This is a genomic window from Acinetobacter sp. YH12086 (assembly GCF_013419345.1).
GTDB lineage: Bacteria > Pseudomonadota > Gammaproteobacteria > Pseudomonadales > Moraxellaceae > Acinetobacter > Acinetobacter amyesii.
The window spans coordinates 59,973-75,112 of sequence record NZ_VPAF01000004.1 but is presented as its reverse complement, the minus strand read 5'-3'; the positions used below and the strand labels follow the sequence as shown (position 1 = coordinate 75,112).

Genomic DNA, 15,140 nt, shown 5'->3' with positions numbered 1-15,140 from the left:
GCTCTGCAGGTCAGTAGTTCAATTGGTAGAGCGTCGGTCTCCAAAACCGAATGTTGGGGGTTCGAGTCCCTCCTGGCCTGCCAAATTTTTTTAAAAAGAAGCTTGATGCTGGCTCAACTGGTCATATAATAAGTCGCGAATCCTACGACGAGTACAAAAATGTCGAATGATAAATCGCGTGACGCATTAAGCGACGCGCCAATTCCTCAAAGAAATAATCCTGCTGAAGTTGTTAATTCTGGTTCCCCTTTAGACTATGTTCTGTGGGTTATCGCGTTGATTTTACTCGGTAGTTCTATGATGGTGAATCAACATTTGCCAGCATATTGGGCACCAGCGAATGATGTTTGGGTCCGTGTTGGGGTAATTTTGGCTTGTATCATCGTGGCTTTAGGTTTATTATACGCCACCCATCAAGGCAAAGGCTTTGTTCGATTGTTGAAAGATGCTCGAATTGAGTTACGTCGAGTGACTTGGCCAACCAAGCAAGAGACCATGACCACATCTTGGCAGGTACTTGCGGTAGTCTTAGTGGCATCTATTTTATTATGGTGCTTTGACTATGCTTTGAGCTGGTTAATGAAGTTTATTATCGGGTAAGAGAGCTATGAAACGTTGGTACATTATTCATGCCTATTCTGGTTATGAAAAACAAGTGTTACGCTCACTTAATGATCGAATCCAGCGTAGCGCTGTAGCCGATAGCTTTGGTGAAGTCCTTGTCCCTACTGAAGAGGTAGTGGAAATGAAGGATGGTAAGAAACGTAAATCTGAGCGTAAATTCTTTCCCGGCTATGTGTTAGTCGAGATGGAAATGAATGATGAAACTTGGCACATTGTTAAAGAATGTCCAAAAGTATTAGGTTTCATCGGTGGTACTGCAGAAAAGCCTGCACCAATTACGCAAAAAGAAGCTGATGCGATTCTTGCACGTGTACGCAATACTGGCGAAGCACCTCGTCCTAAGACGATGTTTGAACCAGGTGAAGAATTACTCGTAATTGACGGTCCATTCACCGATTTTAAAGGCGTGGTGGAAGAAGTTCTATACGATAAGTCACGTTTGACGTTGACGATTAATGTATTTAATCGACCAACTCAGGTTGAACTGGAATTTCGCCAAGTCGAAAAATCGGTTTAATTTAACTTGGTTGATAAACGCCCGATTTGTTATGAGTCGGGCATTGTTGTTGTAACGGTATCGTTACTTATATGTATGGGGAGCCTAGCGGCGTTAGTACCCAGAGGTAATTGAAATGGCTAAGAAGATTGACGGCTATATCAAGCTGCAAGTTCCAGCTGGTAAAGCAAATCCATCTCCACCGATTGGTCCTGCACTAGGTCAACGTGGTGTTAACATCATGGCATTCTGTAAAGAATTCAATGCTGCGACACAAAAAGTTGAAGCTGGTCTTCCAATTCCAGTAGTGATCACTGTGTACAACGACAAGTCGTTCACATTCATCATGAAAACTCCTCCTGCTGCGATTCTTCTTAAGAAAGCTGCGGGCATCCAAAAGGGTTCAGCTGTACCTAACAAAACTAAAGTTGGTAAGTTGACTCGCGCTCAATTAGAAGAAATTGCGACTACTAAAGAACCAGATCTTACTGGTGCTGATTTAGACGCACGTGTACGTACCATTGCTGGTTCTGCGCGTTCTATGGGCTTGGAAGTGGAGCTATAAGACATGGCTAAATTAACTAAACGTCAAAAAGCCATTGTTGCTGCTGTTGAAGCTAACAAAGTTTACACTTTGGAAGAAGCAGTTGCAGTTCTTAACGGCCTTCCAGCAGTAAAATTCAAAGAATCTTTGGATGTTGCTGTAAACCTAGGTGTTGATCCTCGTAAATCTGACCAAGTTGTTCGTGGCGCGACTACACTTCCTGCAGGTACTGGTAAAACTGTACGTGTAGCTGTGTTTGCTCAAGGCGCTGCTGCTGAAGCTGCTAAAGCTGAAGGTGCGGACGTTGTTGGTTTTGATGATCTTGCTGAAAGCATCCAAGCGGGTAACCTTGACTTTGACGTAGTAATTGCAGCTCCGGATGCAATGCGCGTTGTTGGTAAGTTAGGTACGATTCTTGGTCCACGTGGCTTAATGCCAAACCCTAAAGTGGGTACTGTAACTCCTGACGTAGCTTCTGCTGTTAAAAATGCGAAAGCTGGTCAAGCACGTTACCGTGTAGACAAAGCGGGTATTATCCACGCTGCGATCGGTCAAGTAGGTTTTACTGCTGAAGCTGTTCGTTCAAACGTTGAAGCTCTTGTAGCTGACCTTAAGAAAGCAAAACCTGCTACTTCTAAAGGTGTTTACATCCAAAAGATCACTCTAAGCTCTACTATGGGTCCTGGTCTTGTTGTTGATGTGGCAAACGTTTCTAAATAAGTTTCGACTTATTACAGAATTTTAAAGCCCTGAGTAATATTTGAAGCACTGCTTTAAATATTACGCAAGAAACGCTTCGTCGTATATTGCGTGATTCAGGCAAACTTTGAATTGATAAATTTAGATTTATCAGCGTCAAAGACCTCAGGCGAGGGGAGTTTTATGCTTTCTTCTTAATAGCCCAGCCTGAGTAGACGCGGTGGTGTGATTTGTTCCTCCTCCGCGTGTTGGTTCAGTGATGAGCTAACGAATTGGGAGTGCATCTGTATAGGTGCATAAATCACCGTTAGGAGGTTTTACAATGGCTCTTCTTATCGAAGGCAAAAAACAGATCGTAGCTGAAGTAACTGAAGTTGCTTCTACTGCGTATGCTGCTGTTGTTGCTGACTATCAAGGTTTAACTGTTGAGCAATTAACTGCTCTACGTGTTGAAGCTCGTAAACTAGGTGTTGCTACTCGTGTAGTTCGTAACACTTTGGCTAAACGTGCTCTTCAAGATACTCAATTCAATATCTTGAGCGACAACCTTGTTGGCCCAACAATCTTAGCTTTCTCAACTTCTGAAGACGACATGGGCGCAGCTGCTCGTTTGTTCGAAGAATTTGCTAAAACTAATAAAGCATTTGAACTTAAAGCTGCTGCATTTGACGGTAAGGTTTATCAAGGTGCTGAAGTTAGCGTTATCGCGAACCTTCCAAACCAAGAGAAAGCGCTTACTATGCTTGCAAACGTTCTTCAAGCTCCTATTTCGAAATTGGGTCGCCTTATTACTGCGCTCAAAGAGAAAAACGAGTCAGAAGCTGCTTAAGCTTAAATCAATTTACACACCATTCAATACCCATTTGGAGTTACTCTCATGGCTTTAACAAACGAAGAAATCTTAAACGCAGTTGCTGAAAAAACTGTTCTTGAACTTGTTGAACTTATTTCTGCTTTCGAAGAAAAATTCAACGTATCTGCTGCTGCTGTAGCAGTTGCTGCTGCTCCTGGCGCTGCTGGTTCTGCTGCTGAAGAACAATCAGAATTCAACGTTGAGTTGACTTCTTTCGGTGCTAACAAAGTTGCTGTAATTAAAGCAGTTCGTGAAGCTACTGGCCTTGGTCTTAAAGAAGCTAAAGATCTTGTTGAAAGCGCTCCTTCAGTTCTTAAAGAAGGCGTTTCTAAAGAAGAAGGCGAAGAACTTAAGAAAAAACTTGAAGAAGCTGGTGCTACAGTTACACTTAAGTAATCTTAAGGGGAGTCGATTTTTTTATAATCGGCTCCAAAAAATGGCTGGTGGCCCTTGGGTCATCAGCCTTTTTGCGTTACAATAATCGGCTCGATTTTTGTTTGCATGATATAAAAATCATACAAATTAAAAATAATTTATAAAACCAAACGCTTACCAATATTTTTCAGTAAAAAATATTGTTAAGCGTTTTAATACCACTAAAAATTGCAGCATTTGTGAAAGTGGTGGCCATATCGGCCTGCGTAATTCCTTCTAAGTTCGTTCTGCAGGCGGACTTAGTTTACTTTCCGAGGACTCCAGATGGCATACTCATATACCGAAAAGAAACGGATCCGTAAGAATTTTGGTAAATTGCCCAAGGTAATGGATGTTCCGTACTTGCTCGCGATTCAAGTCGACTCGTACCGAACTTTCCTTCAAGACGGCAAAACTCCAAAAAACCGCGAAGATATCGGTCTCCAAGCCGCATTTCGTTCAGTTTTTCCTATTGAAAGTTATTCTGGCAATGCTGCTTTAGAATTTGTTGAGTATAGTCTTGGTAAGCCTGAATTTGATGTGCGCGAATGTATTCTTCGTGGCTCAACTTATGCGGCGCCAATGCGTGTAAAAATTCGTCTGATCATTAAAGATCGCGAAACTAAAACAATCAAAGATGTGCGTGAGCAAGAAGTCTACATGGGTGAAATGCCACTTATGACAGACAACGGTACCTTTGTGATCAATGGTACTGAGCGTGTAATCGTATCTCAATTACACCGTTCACCAGGTGTATTCTTTGACCACGATAAAGGCAAAACTCACTCTAGCGGTAAAGTTCTTTACTCTGCTCGTATCATTCCTTACCGTGGTTCATGGTTAGACTTTGAATTCGATGCAAAAGATCTTGTATATGTTCGTATTGACCGTCGTCGTAAATTACTTGCGACTGTTGTGCTTCGTGCCTTGGGTTATAACAACGAACAAATCCTAGACATGTTCTACGAAAAAGTACCTGTATATCTTGATATGGGTAGCTATCAAATTGACTTGGTTCCAGAACGTCTACGTGGCGAAATGGCACAGTTTGATATCGTGGGTACAGACGGTAAAACAATTGTTGAACAAGGTAAACGCATTAACGCGCGCCATGTTCGTCAAATGGAAGCAGCAGGTCTTGAAAAACTTTCTGTTCCTGATGAATACCTATATGAACGTATTGTTGCTGAAGATGTAACGTTACGTGATGGCGAAGTAATTGCTGCAAATACAGTACTAAGCCATGAAATTATGGTGAAATTGGCTGAAGGCGGCGTTAAGCAATTCAACGTACTTTATACCAATGATATCGACCGTGGCCCATTCATTGCGGACTCTTTACGTGCAGATACTACAACTGGTCGTGAAGAAGCACTTGTAGAAATCTACAAAGTGATGCGTCCGGGTGAGCCACCAACAAAAGAAGCTGCTGAAAACTTATTCAACAATTTGTTCTTCTCTTCTGAACGTTATGACTTATCACCAGTAGGTCGTATGAAGTTCAACCGTCGTTTGGGTCGTCCTTACGAAGTGGGTACGGATCAGAAGTCTCGTGAAGTTGAAGGTATTCTTTCGAACGAAGACATCACTGATGTATTGAAAACATTAGTTGAAATCCGTAACGGTAAAGGTGAAGTCGATGATATCGATCACTTGGGTAACCGTCGTGTTCGTTCTGTTGGTGAAATGACAGAAAACCAATTCCGTGTTGGTCTAGTTCGTGTTGAACGTGCTGTTAAAGAACGTTTATCTCAAGCTGAAACTGATAACTTGTCTCCGCAAGATTTAATCAATGCGAAACCAGTTGCTGCTGCAATCAAAGAATTCTTTGGTTCAAGCCAGTTGTCTCAGTTCATGGACCAAAACAACCCGTTGTCTGAAATTACACACAAACGTCGTGTATCAGCATTGGGCCCAGGTGGTTTGACTCGTGAGCGTGCTGGCTTCGAAGTACGTGACGTACATCAAACTCATTATGGTCGTGTATGTCCAATTGAGACTCCTGAGGGTCCAAACATTGGTTTGATCAACTCACTTTCTGTTTATGCGAAAGCGAATGATTTTGGTTTCTTAGAAACGCCTTACCGTAAAGTTGTTGATGGCCGTGTAACGGATGACGTTGAATACCTTTCTGCGATTGAAGAAGTAGGTACTGTGATTGCACAGGCCGATTCAGGTGTAGATAAAGACGGTAATTTAACAGAAGAATTTGTTTCTGTACGTCACCAAGGTGATTTCGTACGTATGCCTCCTGAAAAAGTGACGCATATGGACGTATCTGCACAGCAGGTTGTATCTGTTGCTGCATCACTTATTCCATTCCTTGAACACGATGATGCCAACCGTGCATTGATGGGTTCAAACATGCAACGTCAGGCAGTACCTACGTTAATCGCTGACAAGCCGCTTGTTGGTACAGGTATGGAAGCAAACGTAGCGCACGACTCAGGTGTATGTGTTCTTGCGAAACGTGGTGGCCGTATTGAATTCGTCGACGCGTCTCGTGTTGTTATTCGTGTAAACGAAGACGAAATGATCGCGGGTGAAGCAGGTGTAGATATCTACAACCTGATCAAATATACACGTTCTAACCAAAACACTTGTATTAACCAAAAAGTGCTTGTAAGCCTTGGTGATCAAGTGGGTCGTGGTGACGTATTAGCTGATGGTCCATCTACAGATGGCGGTGAATTGGCATTGGGTCAAAACATGCGCGTAGCATTCATGACTTGGAACGGTTACAACTATGAAGACTCGATCTTATTATCTGAGCGTGTGCTTCAAGAAGATCGTTTAACATCAATCCACATTCAAGAATTGTCATGTGTAGCACGTGATACTAAATTGGGTGCGGAAGAAATTACTGCCGATATCCCTAACGTGGGTGAAGCAGCACTTTCTAAACTTGATGAGTCAGGTATTGTTTACATCGGTGCAGAAGTAACAGCGGGCGATATCCTTGTAGGTAAAGTAACACCTAAGGGTGAAACCCAACTTACTCCGGAAGAAAAACTTCTTCGTGCAATCTTCGGCGAAAAAGCGGCTGACGTTAAAGATTCATCTTTACGTGTATCTTCTGGTGTTAAAGGTACTGTTATTGACGTTCAAGTGTTTACACGTGATGGTCTTGAAAAAGACGAACGTGCTCAAGCAATTGAAAAAGCTCAATTAGATGCTTACCGTAAAGATTTGAAAGAAGAATTCAAAATCTTTGAAGAAGCAGCTCGTGAACGTATTGTTCGTTTGTTGAAAGGTCAAGAATCGAATGGTGGCGGTACAACTAAACGCGGTGACAAATTAACTGAAGAGTTATTGTCTGGTCTTGAGTTGGTTGATCTTATTGAAATCCAACCAGTTGACGAAGCGATTGCTGAGCGTTTAACTCAAATTCAAGTGTTCTTGAAAGAGAAGAGCCTTGAAATTGACGAGAAATTTGCAGAGAAAAAACGTAAATTGTCTACAGGCGATGAACTGACAACTGGCGTATTGAAAGTTGTTAAAGTTTACTTGGCTGTAAAACGTCGCATCCAACCGGGTGATAAAATGGCGGGTCGTCACGGTAACAAAGGTGTTGTATCAAACATCCTACCTGTAGAAGACATGCCACACGATGCAAACGGTGTTCCAGTTGATGTTGTACTTAACCCACTGGGTGTACCATCACGTATGAACGTGGGTCAGATTCTTGAAACTCACTTAGGTATGGCGGCTAAAGGTCTTGGCGATCAAATCGACAAGATGATGAAAGAGCAACGTACTGTACTTGAGCTTCGTGATTTCTTAGACAAGATTTACAATAAAGTTGGTGGCGAACAAGAAGATCTTGATAGCTTGACTGATGAAGAAATCTTGGTGCTTTCAGGTAACTTGCGTAAAGGTGTTCCTTTAGCAACACCGGTATTTGATGGTGCTGAAGAATCACAAATCAAAGAATTGTTAGAACTTGGTGGCATTTCACGTACTGGTCAAACAGTATTGTATGATGGTCGTACAGGTGAACGTTTTGACCGTCCAGTAACTGTGGGTTACATGTACATGTTGAAACTGAACCACTTGGTTGACGACAAGATGCATGCGCGTTCTACTGGTTCTTACTCTCTAGTAACTCAACAGCCGCTTGGTGGTAAAGCACAATTCGGTGGTCAGCGTTTCGGTGAGATGGAAGTATGGGCACTCGAAGCTTATGGTGCAGCATACACACTTCAAGAAATGCTTACTGTGAAGTCGGATGACGTTGAAGGTCGTACCCGTATCTATAAGAACATTGTAGATGGTAACCATTACATGGACCCAGGTATGCCTGAATCGTTCAACGTATTGACCAAAGAGATCCGTTCTTTAGGTATCAACATTGAACTGAAAAATGGTGACTAATTAGCTCCATTGAATCTCCCTTGTGAAGCAGTGCTTCTCACCTCTTTAATCAAGAGGGGCAAGGGGGATTTCTCAGTTAAAAAAACAATATTTGTGACCCAGTTGTGAAGTGAAAATCTCCACAACACACGGAGAAAAAAATTGAAAGACTTGCTCGATATCATGCGCAAAAAGACGGATTCAGACGGTCATGCTCCTGTAGAGTTTGATCGCATCCGTATTGGTCTTGCGTCACCAGAAATGATTAAGTCGTGGTCTCATGGTGAAGTTAAAAAGCCTGAAACCATTAACTACCGTACGTTCAAACCTGAACGTGATGGTTTATTCTGTGCCAAAATCTTTGGTCCAGTAAAAGATTACGAATGCTTGTGTGGTAAATACAAGCGTATGAAATACAAAGGCGTCATTTGTGAAAAATGTGGCGTTGAAGTAACAACTGCAAAAGTACGTCGTGAGCGTATGGGTCATATTGACCTTGCTTCTCCAGTTGCACATATTTGGTTCTTAAAATCACTTCCTAGCCGTATCGGTCTGCTTTTAGACATGACTTTACGTGATATCGAACGTGTATTGTATTTCGAATCATACGTTGTAACTGACCCAGGTATGACTCCACTTGAGAAATACCAACTTCTAAACGATGAAGAATACTTCACTGCTTTGGAAGAACACGGTGATGAATTCACTGCGAAAATGGGTGCGGAAGCAGTTCAAGATTTGTTGAAAGACATCGATCTTGAAGCTGAAATTTCACGTCTTCGTGAAGAAATTCCAAATACGACTTCAGAAACGAAGCTTAAGAAAGCCTCTAAACGTCTGAAATTGATGGAAGCGTTCAAAGAGTCGAACAACAAACCAGAATGGATGGTGATGAATGTACTTCCAGTACTTCCACCTGATCTTCGTCCGTTGGTTCCTCTAGAAGGTGGTCGTTTTGCGACTTCTGACTTGAACGATCTTTACCGTCGTGTAATCAACCGTAACAACCGTTTGAAACGTCTTCTAGACCTTGCAGCACCAGACATTATCGTACGTAACGAAAAACGTATGTTACAAGAGTCTGTTGATGCATTGCTTGATAACGGTCGTCGTGGTCGTGCAATTACTGGTTCGAATAAACGTCCTCTTAAATCTTTGGCAGACATGATCAAAGGTAAACAAGGTCGTTTCCGTCAAAACTTATTGGGTAAACGTGTCGATTACTCTGGTCGTTCGGTAATTACCGTAGGTCCGACTTTACGTCTTCACCAATGTGGTCTTCCGAAAAAAATGGCGCTTGAATTATTCAAACCATTCATTTTTGCGAAACTACAAGCATCTGGCCAAGCGACAACCATTAAAGCTGCGAAGAAAATGGTTGAGCGTGAAACTCCAGAAGTTTGGGACGTACTTGCTCACGTAATTCGTCAACATCCAGTGATGTTGAACCGTGCGCCTACACTTCACCGTTTGGGTCTTCAAGCATTTGAACCAACCCTGATTGAAGGTAAAGCGATCCGTCTTCACCCACTCGTATGTGCTGCGTTCAACGCCGACTTCGACGGTGACCAAATGGCGGTACACGTACCATTAACACTTGAAGCTCAGTTAGAAGCTCGTGCGTTAATGATGTCAACAAACAACATTCTTTCTCCTGCGAACGGTGAGCCAATCATCGTACCTTCTCAGGACGTTGTCTTAGGCTTGTACTACATCACTCGTGATGCGATCAATGCCAAAGGTGAAGGCATGGTGTTTGCGGATACTGACGAAGTAAACCGTGCACTTGCAACAGGTCAAGTTGATTTACACGCTCGCGTAAAAGCACGTGTACACCAAACTGTCATTGATGAAAATGGTAACCGTGAACAACAAACCATTGTTGTAGACACAACTCCAGGTCGTTGTTTACTTTGGGAAGTTGTACCTGAAGGTATGGATTTCCAACAAATCAACGTTGAGATGACTAAAAAGAACATCTCTAAATTGATCAACTCTTGCTACCGTAAATTAGGTCTTAAAGATACTGTTATCTTCGCTGACCAATTGATGTACTTGGGCTTCCGTCAAGCGACTCACTCAGGTGTGTCTGTTGGTATGGAAGACATGTTGATTCCGCCACAAAAACAAGCAATTATCGAAAAAGCTGAAGTTGAAGTTCGTGAAATTGAACAACAATTCGAGCAAGGTTTCGTAACTGCCGGCGAACGTTATAACAAAGTTGTCGATATTTGGGCGCGTACAAACGACCAAGTAGCGAAAGCGATGATGGACAACTTGTCTTTCACAACTGTTAAAAACAAACAGGGTGAAGACGAGAAACAAAAATCATTCAACTCGATCTACATGATGTCTGACTCAGGTGCCCGTGGTTCGGCAGCTCAGATTCGTCAGTTAGCGGGTATGCGTGGTTTGATGGCGAAACCAGATGGTTCGATCATTGAAACACCAATTAAAGCGAACTTCCGTGAAGGTTTGACCGTACTTCAGTACTTCATTTCAACACACGGTGCACGTAAAGGTTTGGCCGATACTGCATTGAAAACTGCGAACTCAGGTTACTTGACTCGTCGTTTGGTTGACGTTGCACAAGACTTGGTAATTACTGAGCCAGATTGTGGTACTTTCGACGGTCTTGTAATGACTCCGTTCATTCAAGGTGGCGATGTCATCGAGAACTTAGGTACTCGAGTATTGGGTCGTGTACTTGCTGAAGATGCGAAGAAACCAGGTTCGGATGATGTGATTCTTCCACGTAATACTTTAATCGACGAAAAACTTGCAAACTACTTAGAAGAGCAAGGTGTCGATGAAGTGAAAGTACGTTCAGTTGTAAACTGTGAATCTACTTTCGGTGTATGTGCGAAATGTTACGGTCGTGACCTTGCTCGCGGTCACTTGGTGAATCCAGGTGAATCTGTGGGTGTAATGGCTGCTCAATCAATTGGTGAGCCAGGTACACAGTTAACAATGCGTACGTTCCACGTAGGTGGTGCTGCGAGCCGAACTTCTGCTGCTAACAGCGTACAAGTTCGTAACAAAGGTACAGTACGTTTCCACAATGTGAAAACAGTACAACACGCTAAAGGTCACTTGGTATCAACTTCACGTTCAGGTGAAATCGGTATCGCAGATGACATCGGTCGTGAACGCGAACGTTACAAAATTCCATACGGTGCTTCAATCATCATTAAAGATGGTGAAGCTGTGGAAGCTGGCGGTATCGTAGCGACTTGGGATCCGCATACACATCCATTGGTTACCGAAGTTGCAGGTAAAGTGCGTTTCAGCCAAATCGCTGATGGCGTAACTGTGACATCGAAAACTGATGATGCAACAGGTATGACGACTATTGAGGTACTTCCAGTAACTTCACGTCCAGCATCTGGTAAAGATATGCGTCCAGCTGTTGTATTGGATACAACAGATGGCGGCGAACAGTTCTACTTCCTACCACAAAACACGATTCTGACTGTGCGCGACGGCGAAACAATTGGTGTCGGTGACGTTATTGGTCGTGTACCACAAGAATCTTCACGTACACGTGATATTACCGGTGGTCTACCGCGTGTAGCTGACTTGTTCGAAGCACGTAAACCGAAAGAACATGCGATCCTTGCTGAAATTTCAGGTATCGTAAGCTTCGGTAAAGAGACCAAAGGTAAGAACCGTCTTGTGATTACTCCGGATGATGGCTCTGAGATTTACGAAGAGCTAATTCCGAAATGGCGTACGATTAACGTGTTCGAAGGCGAGCATGTGAACCGTGGTGAAACCATTTCTGATGGTCCGCAAAACCCACACGACATCTTACGTTTGAAAGGCGAAGTTGCACTGACAAACTACATCGTGAACGAAGTTCAGGACGTATACCGTCTGCAAGGTGTAAAAATCAACGACAAGCACATTGAAGTGATCGTACGTCAAATGCTTCGTAAAGTTGAAATCACTGACGGTGGTGATACAAGCTTCATCAAAGGTGAGCAAGTGGAATACATCCGTGTTGTTCAAGAAAACCAAGCTGTGGCAGCTCAGAACAAGTTCCCAGCGAAGTTTGAACGTCAATTGATGGGTATTACCAAAGCGTCGCTTTCTACTGACTCGTTCATTTCTGCTGCATCGTTCCAGGAAACAACTCGTGTGTTAACTGAAGCTGCTGTAACAGGTAAAGAAGATGAATTACGTGGTCTGAAAGAAAACGTAGTTGTAGGCCGTCTGATCCCAGCGGGTACAGGTTTGGCATACCACTTAGAACGTCGTCGTCAAGAGTCTGAAGCTGCAGAGCTTGAGCTTCACAATGACTTCTCTGATGTAGATCAAGCGTTAAGCCAAGCATTTAGCGATGAATTTAACGGTCTTTAATTAGCCCTTAAATCATTCCAAAAAAGCCACCTTCGGGTGGCTTTTTTTATGCGGATGAATTGAAAATTAAAGCTTTCCTAATATTGAATTATTTCCTATAGTAAAAATAGAACATAACAAATCTCTTGATTTTTAAACTTAAACATAACGGGGTCTTTTGATGAAATTCGCACAGCAATTATTCGCAGTTTCTGCATTATTCAGCTCATTGACAGCGATTGCTGCACCTATGCCCAATTCGATTGTGGTAGAAGATAAAGCTGTAGTTCCAGTACTAAAAACAGAAGTGATTCGCCGTGTTGCAGGTCAAGAACCTGTACGCCAAGTGACTGCAACAGTGTTAGAAATGACCAATAAAGGTCAGGATATCGTGGCACGTGAAATTGAACTTTCAGATCATCAAAGTGATTTTTCAGAAAAGAAATTATCGATTCCAGTACTACAACGTGGTGGCGTCATCGTCCCGACCTCTAAAATTGAAACCAAGACGACGGTGAAGCAGGACGGTCAGATTATTCGTCAAAACACCAATATTGATGCAGAAGGTGTAGAGTTTAAGAAAGGGCAAGACCCGATTAAACGCACGCTAAAACTAGATCAGGCAACAGATCCAGAAAGCAAAGCCAAACTCTCTCATGCTGTGCTGACTGAAAATGGTGAAACCACAAAAGATTTGATGATTTTGGATGAAAATCCTGAGTGATTCGTGAGCGATTAGGCGTCGTTTTTTACAAAATGCAGCATTTATGCTCCAAGCCGTAACAAGCTATGTTTAATTGTTTCATACAATGGTTTTAGAATCATAGGTATCGAAGAAGACAAGGAACATCACAATGAAAAAAGTAATGAGCGTATGCGCAGTCGCGATGATGTCGACCGTAATGCTTGCTGGTTGTGAAAGTATGTCGCCCAATGAACAGCGTATTGGTGCTGCAGCTTTAGGTGGTGCTATTGGTGGTGGTGTGGGTAACAACGTCGGTGGTGGTGTAGGTGCTGCCGTTGGTGGTGGTGCTGGTGCAGCTGTCGGTAGTAAAACTCAAAACGGTTCAAACCGAAATGCCACATATAGTGGTGTAGGTGGTGCGATTGGTTCTGCAGTCGGTAAAAGTATCTTTGGTGGTAATACTGGTGCTGCGATTGGTGGTGCTATCGGTGGTGGCGCAGGTGCTGCAATTGAGCAAAATCGCTAATCCAATCCGATAAATTTGAATGAAAAGGCGCTTAAAGATAAGCGCCTTTTTTATTTGCGTGGACGGGGTTGCTTGCGACGAATGTATAGGGTTTTTTGAACTTCAGCGATACGTAAGCCTGCTTCATCAAAAATATTTAAGCTATAGTTCCGTAGTACAGGTGCGTGGTTATCTGCTAAGTTTTTAATATGATTGATTTCATTTGGGTCGAGCTGGATGTCAGCGTATACAGTTCCACGCCCGGGAGATAAAAATTGGATATTTGCCGCTTTGTCCCACACGATATAACGTGAGCCAAGGTGATGCATCAAAATCAACATATAAAATGGGTCAACCATTGAATATAGACTACCGCCAAAATGTACACCGACAATATTTTGATTTTTTCGAGTTAATGGCATTTTGACGCGAATGTGATAATTGGCGAGATCAATTTTATCAATCGAAATGCCAGCACCTTTATAAGGGGCATAATGATTGAGTAAGAATTTAGAGACAATAGGCATTGTCATTATTTTCTGGATTATGCTCATACTGGGTCAATTTTTTTTTATGCTGAACTTTGCATACTAAATGAGTTTCCAAACTGTGGCATTGATCACATTGCCCATGTTCACAAATAAAACGTCAATTCGATGGAATCGATAAAAGGACAAGAAGAATGCAACCACTAAATACGCAATGGGTGAATACCACAGATCAACAACGGCTCTATGTGAAGACATGGGGTGATGAAACTAAGCCGGCATTGGTTTTGGTTCATGGTTATCCTGATAATCAGGAAGTATGGGAACCGGTTATTGAACATCTTATTAATGAATTTTATATCGTCACCTATGACGTGCGAGGTGCAGGGCAGTCCTCTGTGCCCCGTAAAGTACGAGATTACCGTTTAGAACAACTTTCACTTGATTTAGATAGTGTGACGCAAGCGGTATTAGGCGAGCGTAGTTTTCATTTGGCCGCGCATGATTGGGGCTCTATCCAATCTTGGGAATCGGTAACTGAGCCAAAATTTCGCTCACGTATTTTGTCTTATTCAACTATTTCTGGGCCATGTTTGGATCATGCGGCATTTTTGCTCAGAAATAGCTTTAAGCATCAGCAGAAAAAATTACTCAAATTATTAAGTAAGTCATGGTACATCGGGGTATTCCAATTACCATTTTTGGCACCGACCGCGTGGCATTTTTTGAATGCTGAACGTTGGGGAAAAATTGTGAATGATTTAGAACGTACTCAAGAATTGCCTTTGAATCATAATATTCAGCATGATGGTAAACACGGTATTGCGCTTTACCGTGCTAATTTTATTCCCCGCTTAACTCAGCCTAGACAACGTCATGCGGTCTGTCCTGTACAAGCGATTGTGTTGAAACATGATAATTTTGTCAGTCCAGACTACATTAAAGAATTACCTAAATGGGTTGAGGATTTATCGGTGGTTGAAGTCAATGCCAATCATTGGGCTGTGCTGAGCCAACCCGAAAAAATTGCAGGTTATATCGCTCAATTTGCGCAATCACAGCAGCTTTAAGTAAATCTTTCAACAGTGTCACTTCATCGATAGGGGGCTAAATAGCGAGCAAATTCTGATAAAATACG

At 42.5% G+C, this 15,140-nt stretch carries 12 protein-coding genes and 1 tRNA gene; 12 read left to right on the top strand and 1 reads right to left on the bottom strand.

The window, feature by feature from the left end:
• Positions 1-7 precede the first annotated feature (7 nt).
• The 11 genes from FTU29_RS06235 to FTU29_RS06185 all read left to right on the top strand — a co-directional run bounded on the left by FTU29_RS06235 (position 8) and on the right by FTU29_RS06185 (position 13,535).
• A tRNA-Trp gene (locus FTU29_RS06235) sits at positions 8-83 on the top strand.
• Positions 84-159: 76 nt separating this feature from the next.
• Entirely contained in the window at positions 160-600 is a 441-nt protein-coding gene (secE, locus tag FTU29_RS06230) for a preprotein translocase subunit SecE (protein ID WP_078189832.1), read from the top strand.
• A 7-nt stretch (positions 601-607) separates the two neighbouring features.
• Complete coding sequence (gene nusG, locus FTU29_RS06225; protein ID WP_078189831.1) at positions 608-1,141, top strand: transcription termination/antitermination protein NusG; 534 nt, start codon at positions 608-610, stop codon at positions 1,139-1,141.
• 115 nt (positions 1,142-1,256) lie between these two features.
• On the top strand, positions 1,257-1,685 hold the full coding sequence (gene rplK, locus FTU29_RS06220) for a 50S ribosomal protein L11 (protein ID WP_004868049.1): 429 nt from the start codon (positions 1,257-1,259) through the stop codon (positions 1,683-1,685).
• A 3-nt stretch (positions 1,686-1,688) separates the two neighbouring features.
• Entirely contained in the window at positions 1,689-2,384 is a 696-nt protein-coding gene (gene rplA, locus FTU29_RS06215; RefSeq protein WP_078189830.1) for a 50S ribosomal protein L1, read from the top strand.
• A gap of 301 nt (positions 2,385-2,685) precedes the next feature.
• On the top strand, positions 2,686-3,192 hold the full coding sequence (gene rplJ, locus FTU29_RS06210; RefSeq protein ID WP_111885844.1) for a 50S ribosomal protein L10: 507 nt from the start codon (positions 2,686-2,688) through the stop codon (positions 3,190-3,192).
• A 48-nt stretch (positions 3,193-3,240) separates the two neighbouring features.
• Positions 3,241-3,612 (top strand): 50S ribosomal protein L7/L12, encoded by a 372-nt coding sequence (gene rplL / locus FTU29_RS06205; protein WP_180120927.1) that lies wholly within the window; start codon positions 3,241-3,243, stop codon positions 3,610-3,612.
• 303 nt (positions 3,613-3,915) lie between these two features.
• A complete protein-coding gene (gene rpoB, locus FTU29_RS06200; protein ID WP_180024736.1) occupies positions 3,916-8,004 on the top strand; it encodes a DNA-directed RNA polymerase subunit beta in 4,089 nt (1,362 codons plus the stop codon).
• A gap of 141 nt (positions 8,005-8,145) precedes the next feature.
• Positions 8,146-12,345, top strand: a complete 4,200-nt coding sequence (rpoC, locus tag FTU29_RS06195; RefSeq protein ID WP_078192842.1) for a DNA-directed RNA polymerase subunit beta' — start codon at positions 8,146-8,148, stop codon at positions 12,343-12,345.
• A 160-nt stretch (positions 12,346-12,505) separates the two neighbouring features.
• The gene (locus FTU29_RS06190) at positions 12,506-13,048 is read left to right on the top strand and encodes a hypothetical protein (protein ID WP_111885842.1); all 543 of its coding nucleotides are present in this window, start codon (positions 12,506-12,508) and stop codon (positions 13,046-13,048) included.
• A 130-nt stretch (positions 13,049-13,178) separates the two neighbouring features.
• Positions 13,179-13,535, top strand: a complete 357-nt coding sequence (locus FTU29_RS06185) for a DNA transfer protein p32 (RefSeq protein ID WP_180120925.1) — start codon at positions 13,179-13,181, stop codon at positions 13,533-13,535.
• A 50-nt stretch (positions 13,536-13,585) separates the two neighbouring features.
• On the opposite strand, the gene FTU29_RS06180 is transcribed toward FTU29_RS06185, so the two are convergent.
• Positions 13,586-14,068 carry a DUF4442 domain-containing protein gene (locus tag FTU29_RS06180; RefSeq protein WP_078189823.1) on the bottom strand — a complete coding sequence of 161 codons (483 nt, stop codon included), beginning with the start codon at positions 14,066-14,068 and terminating at the stop codon, positions 13,586-13,588.
• A 128-nt stretch (positions 14,069-14,196) separates the two neighbouring features.
• Here FTU29_RS06180 and FTU29_RS06175 point away from each other — a divergent pair, with 128 nt between their 5' ends.
• Positions 14,197-15,072, top strand: a complete 876-nt coding sequence (locus FTU29_RS06175; protein WP_180078033.1) for an alpha/beta fold hydrolase — start codon at positions 14,197-14,199, stop codon at positions 15,070-15,072.
• Positions 15,073-15,140: the final 68 nt, after the last annotated feature.

What these genes read in the sequence shown, in the direction of transcription:
- secE (WP_078189832.1), top strand. Translation starts at nt 160, where the DNA reads ATGTCGAATGATAAATCGCGTGACGCATTAAGCGACGCGCCAATTCCT.
- nusG (WP_078189831.1), top strand. Translation starts at nt 608, where the DNA reads ATGAAACGTTGGTACATTATTCATGCCTATTCTGGTTATGAAAAACAA.
- rplK (WP_004868049.1), top strand. Translation starts at nt 1,257, where the DNA reads ATGGCTAAGAAGATTGACGGCTATATCAAGCTGCAAGTTCCAGCTGGT.
- rplA (WP_078189830.1), top strand. Translation starts at nt 1,689, where the DNA reads ATGGCTAAATTAACTAAACGTCAAAAAGCCATTGTTGCTGCTGTTGAA.
- rplJ (WP_111885844.1), top strand. Translation starts at nt 2,686, where the DNA reads ATGGCTCTTCTTATCGAAGGCAAAAAACAGATCGTAGCTGAAGTAACT.
- rplL (WP_180120927.1), top strand. Translation starts at nt 3,241, where the DNA reads ATGGCTTTAACAAACGAAGAAATCTTAAACGCAGTTGCTGAAAAAACT.
- rpoB (WP_180024736.1), top strand. Translation starts at nt 3,916, where the DNA reads ATGGCATACTCATATACCGAAAAGAAACGGATCCGTAAGAATTTTGGT.
- FTU29_RS06190 (WP_111885842.1), top strand. Translation starts at nt 12,506, where the DNA reads ATGAAATTCGCACAGCAATTATTCGCAGTTTCTGCATTATTCAGCTCA.
- FTU29_RS06185 (WP_180120925.1), top strand. Translation starts at nt 13,179, where the DNA reads ATGAAAAAAGTAATGAGCGTATGCGCAGTCGCGATGATGTCGACCGTA.
- FTU29_RS06180 (WP_078189823.1), bottom strand. Translation starts at nt 14,068, where the DNA reads ATGAGCATAATCCAGAAAATAATGACAATGCCTATTGTCTCTAAATTC.
- FTU29_RS06175 (WP_180078033.1), top strand. Translation starts at nt 14,197, where the DNA reads ATGCAACCACTAAATACGCAATGGGTGAATACCACAGATCAACAACGG.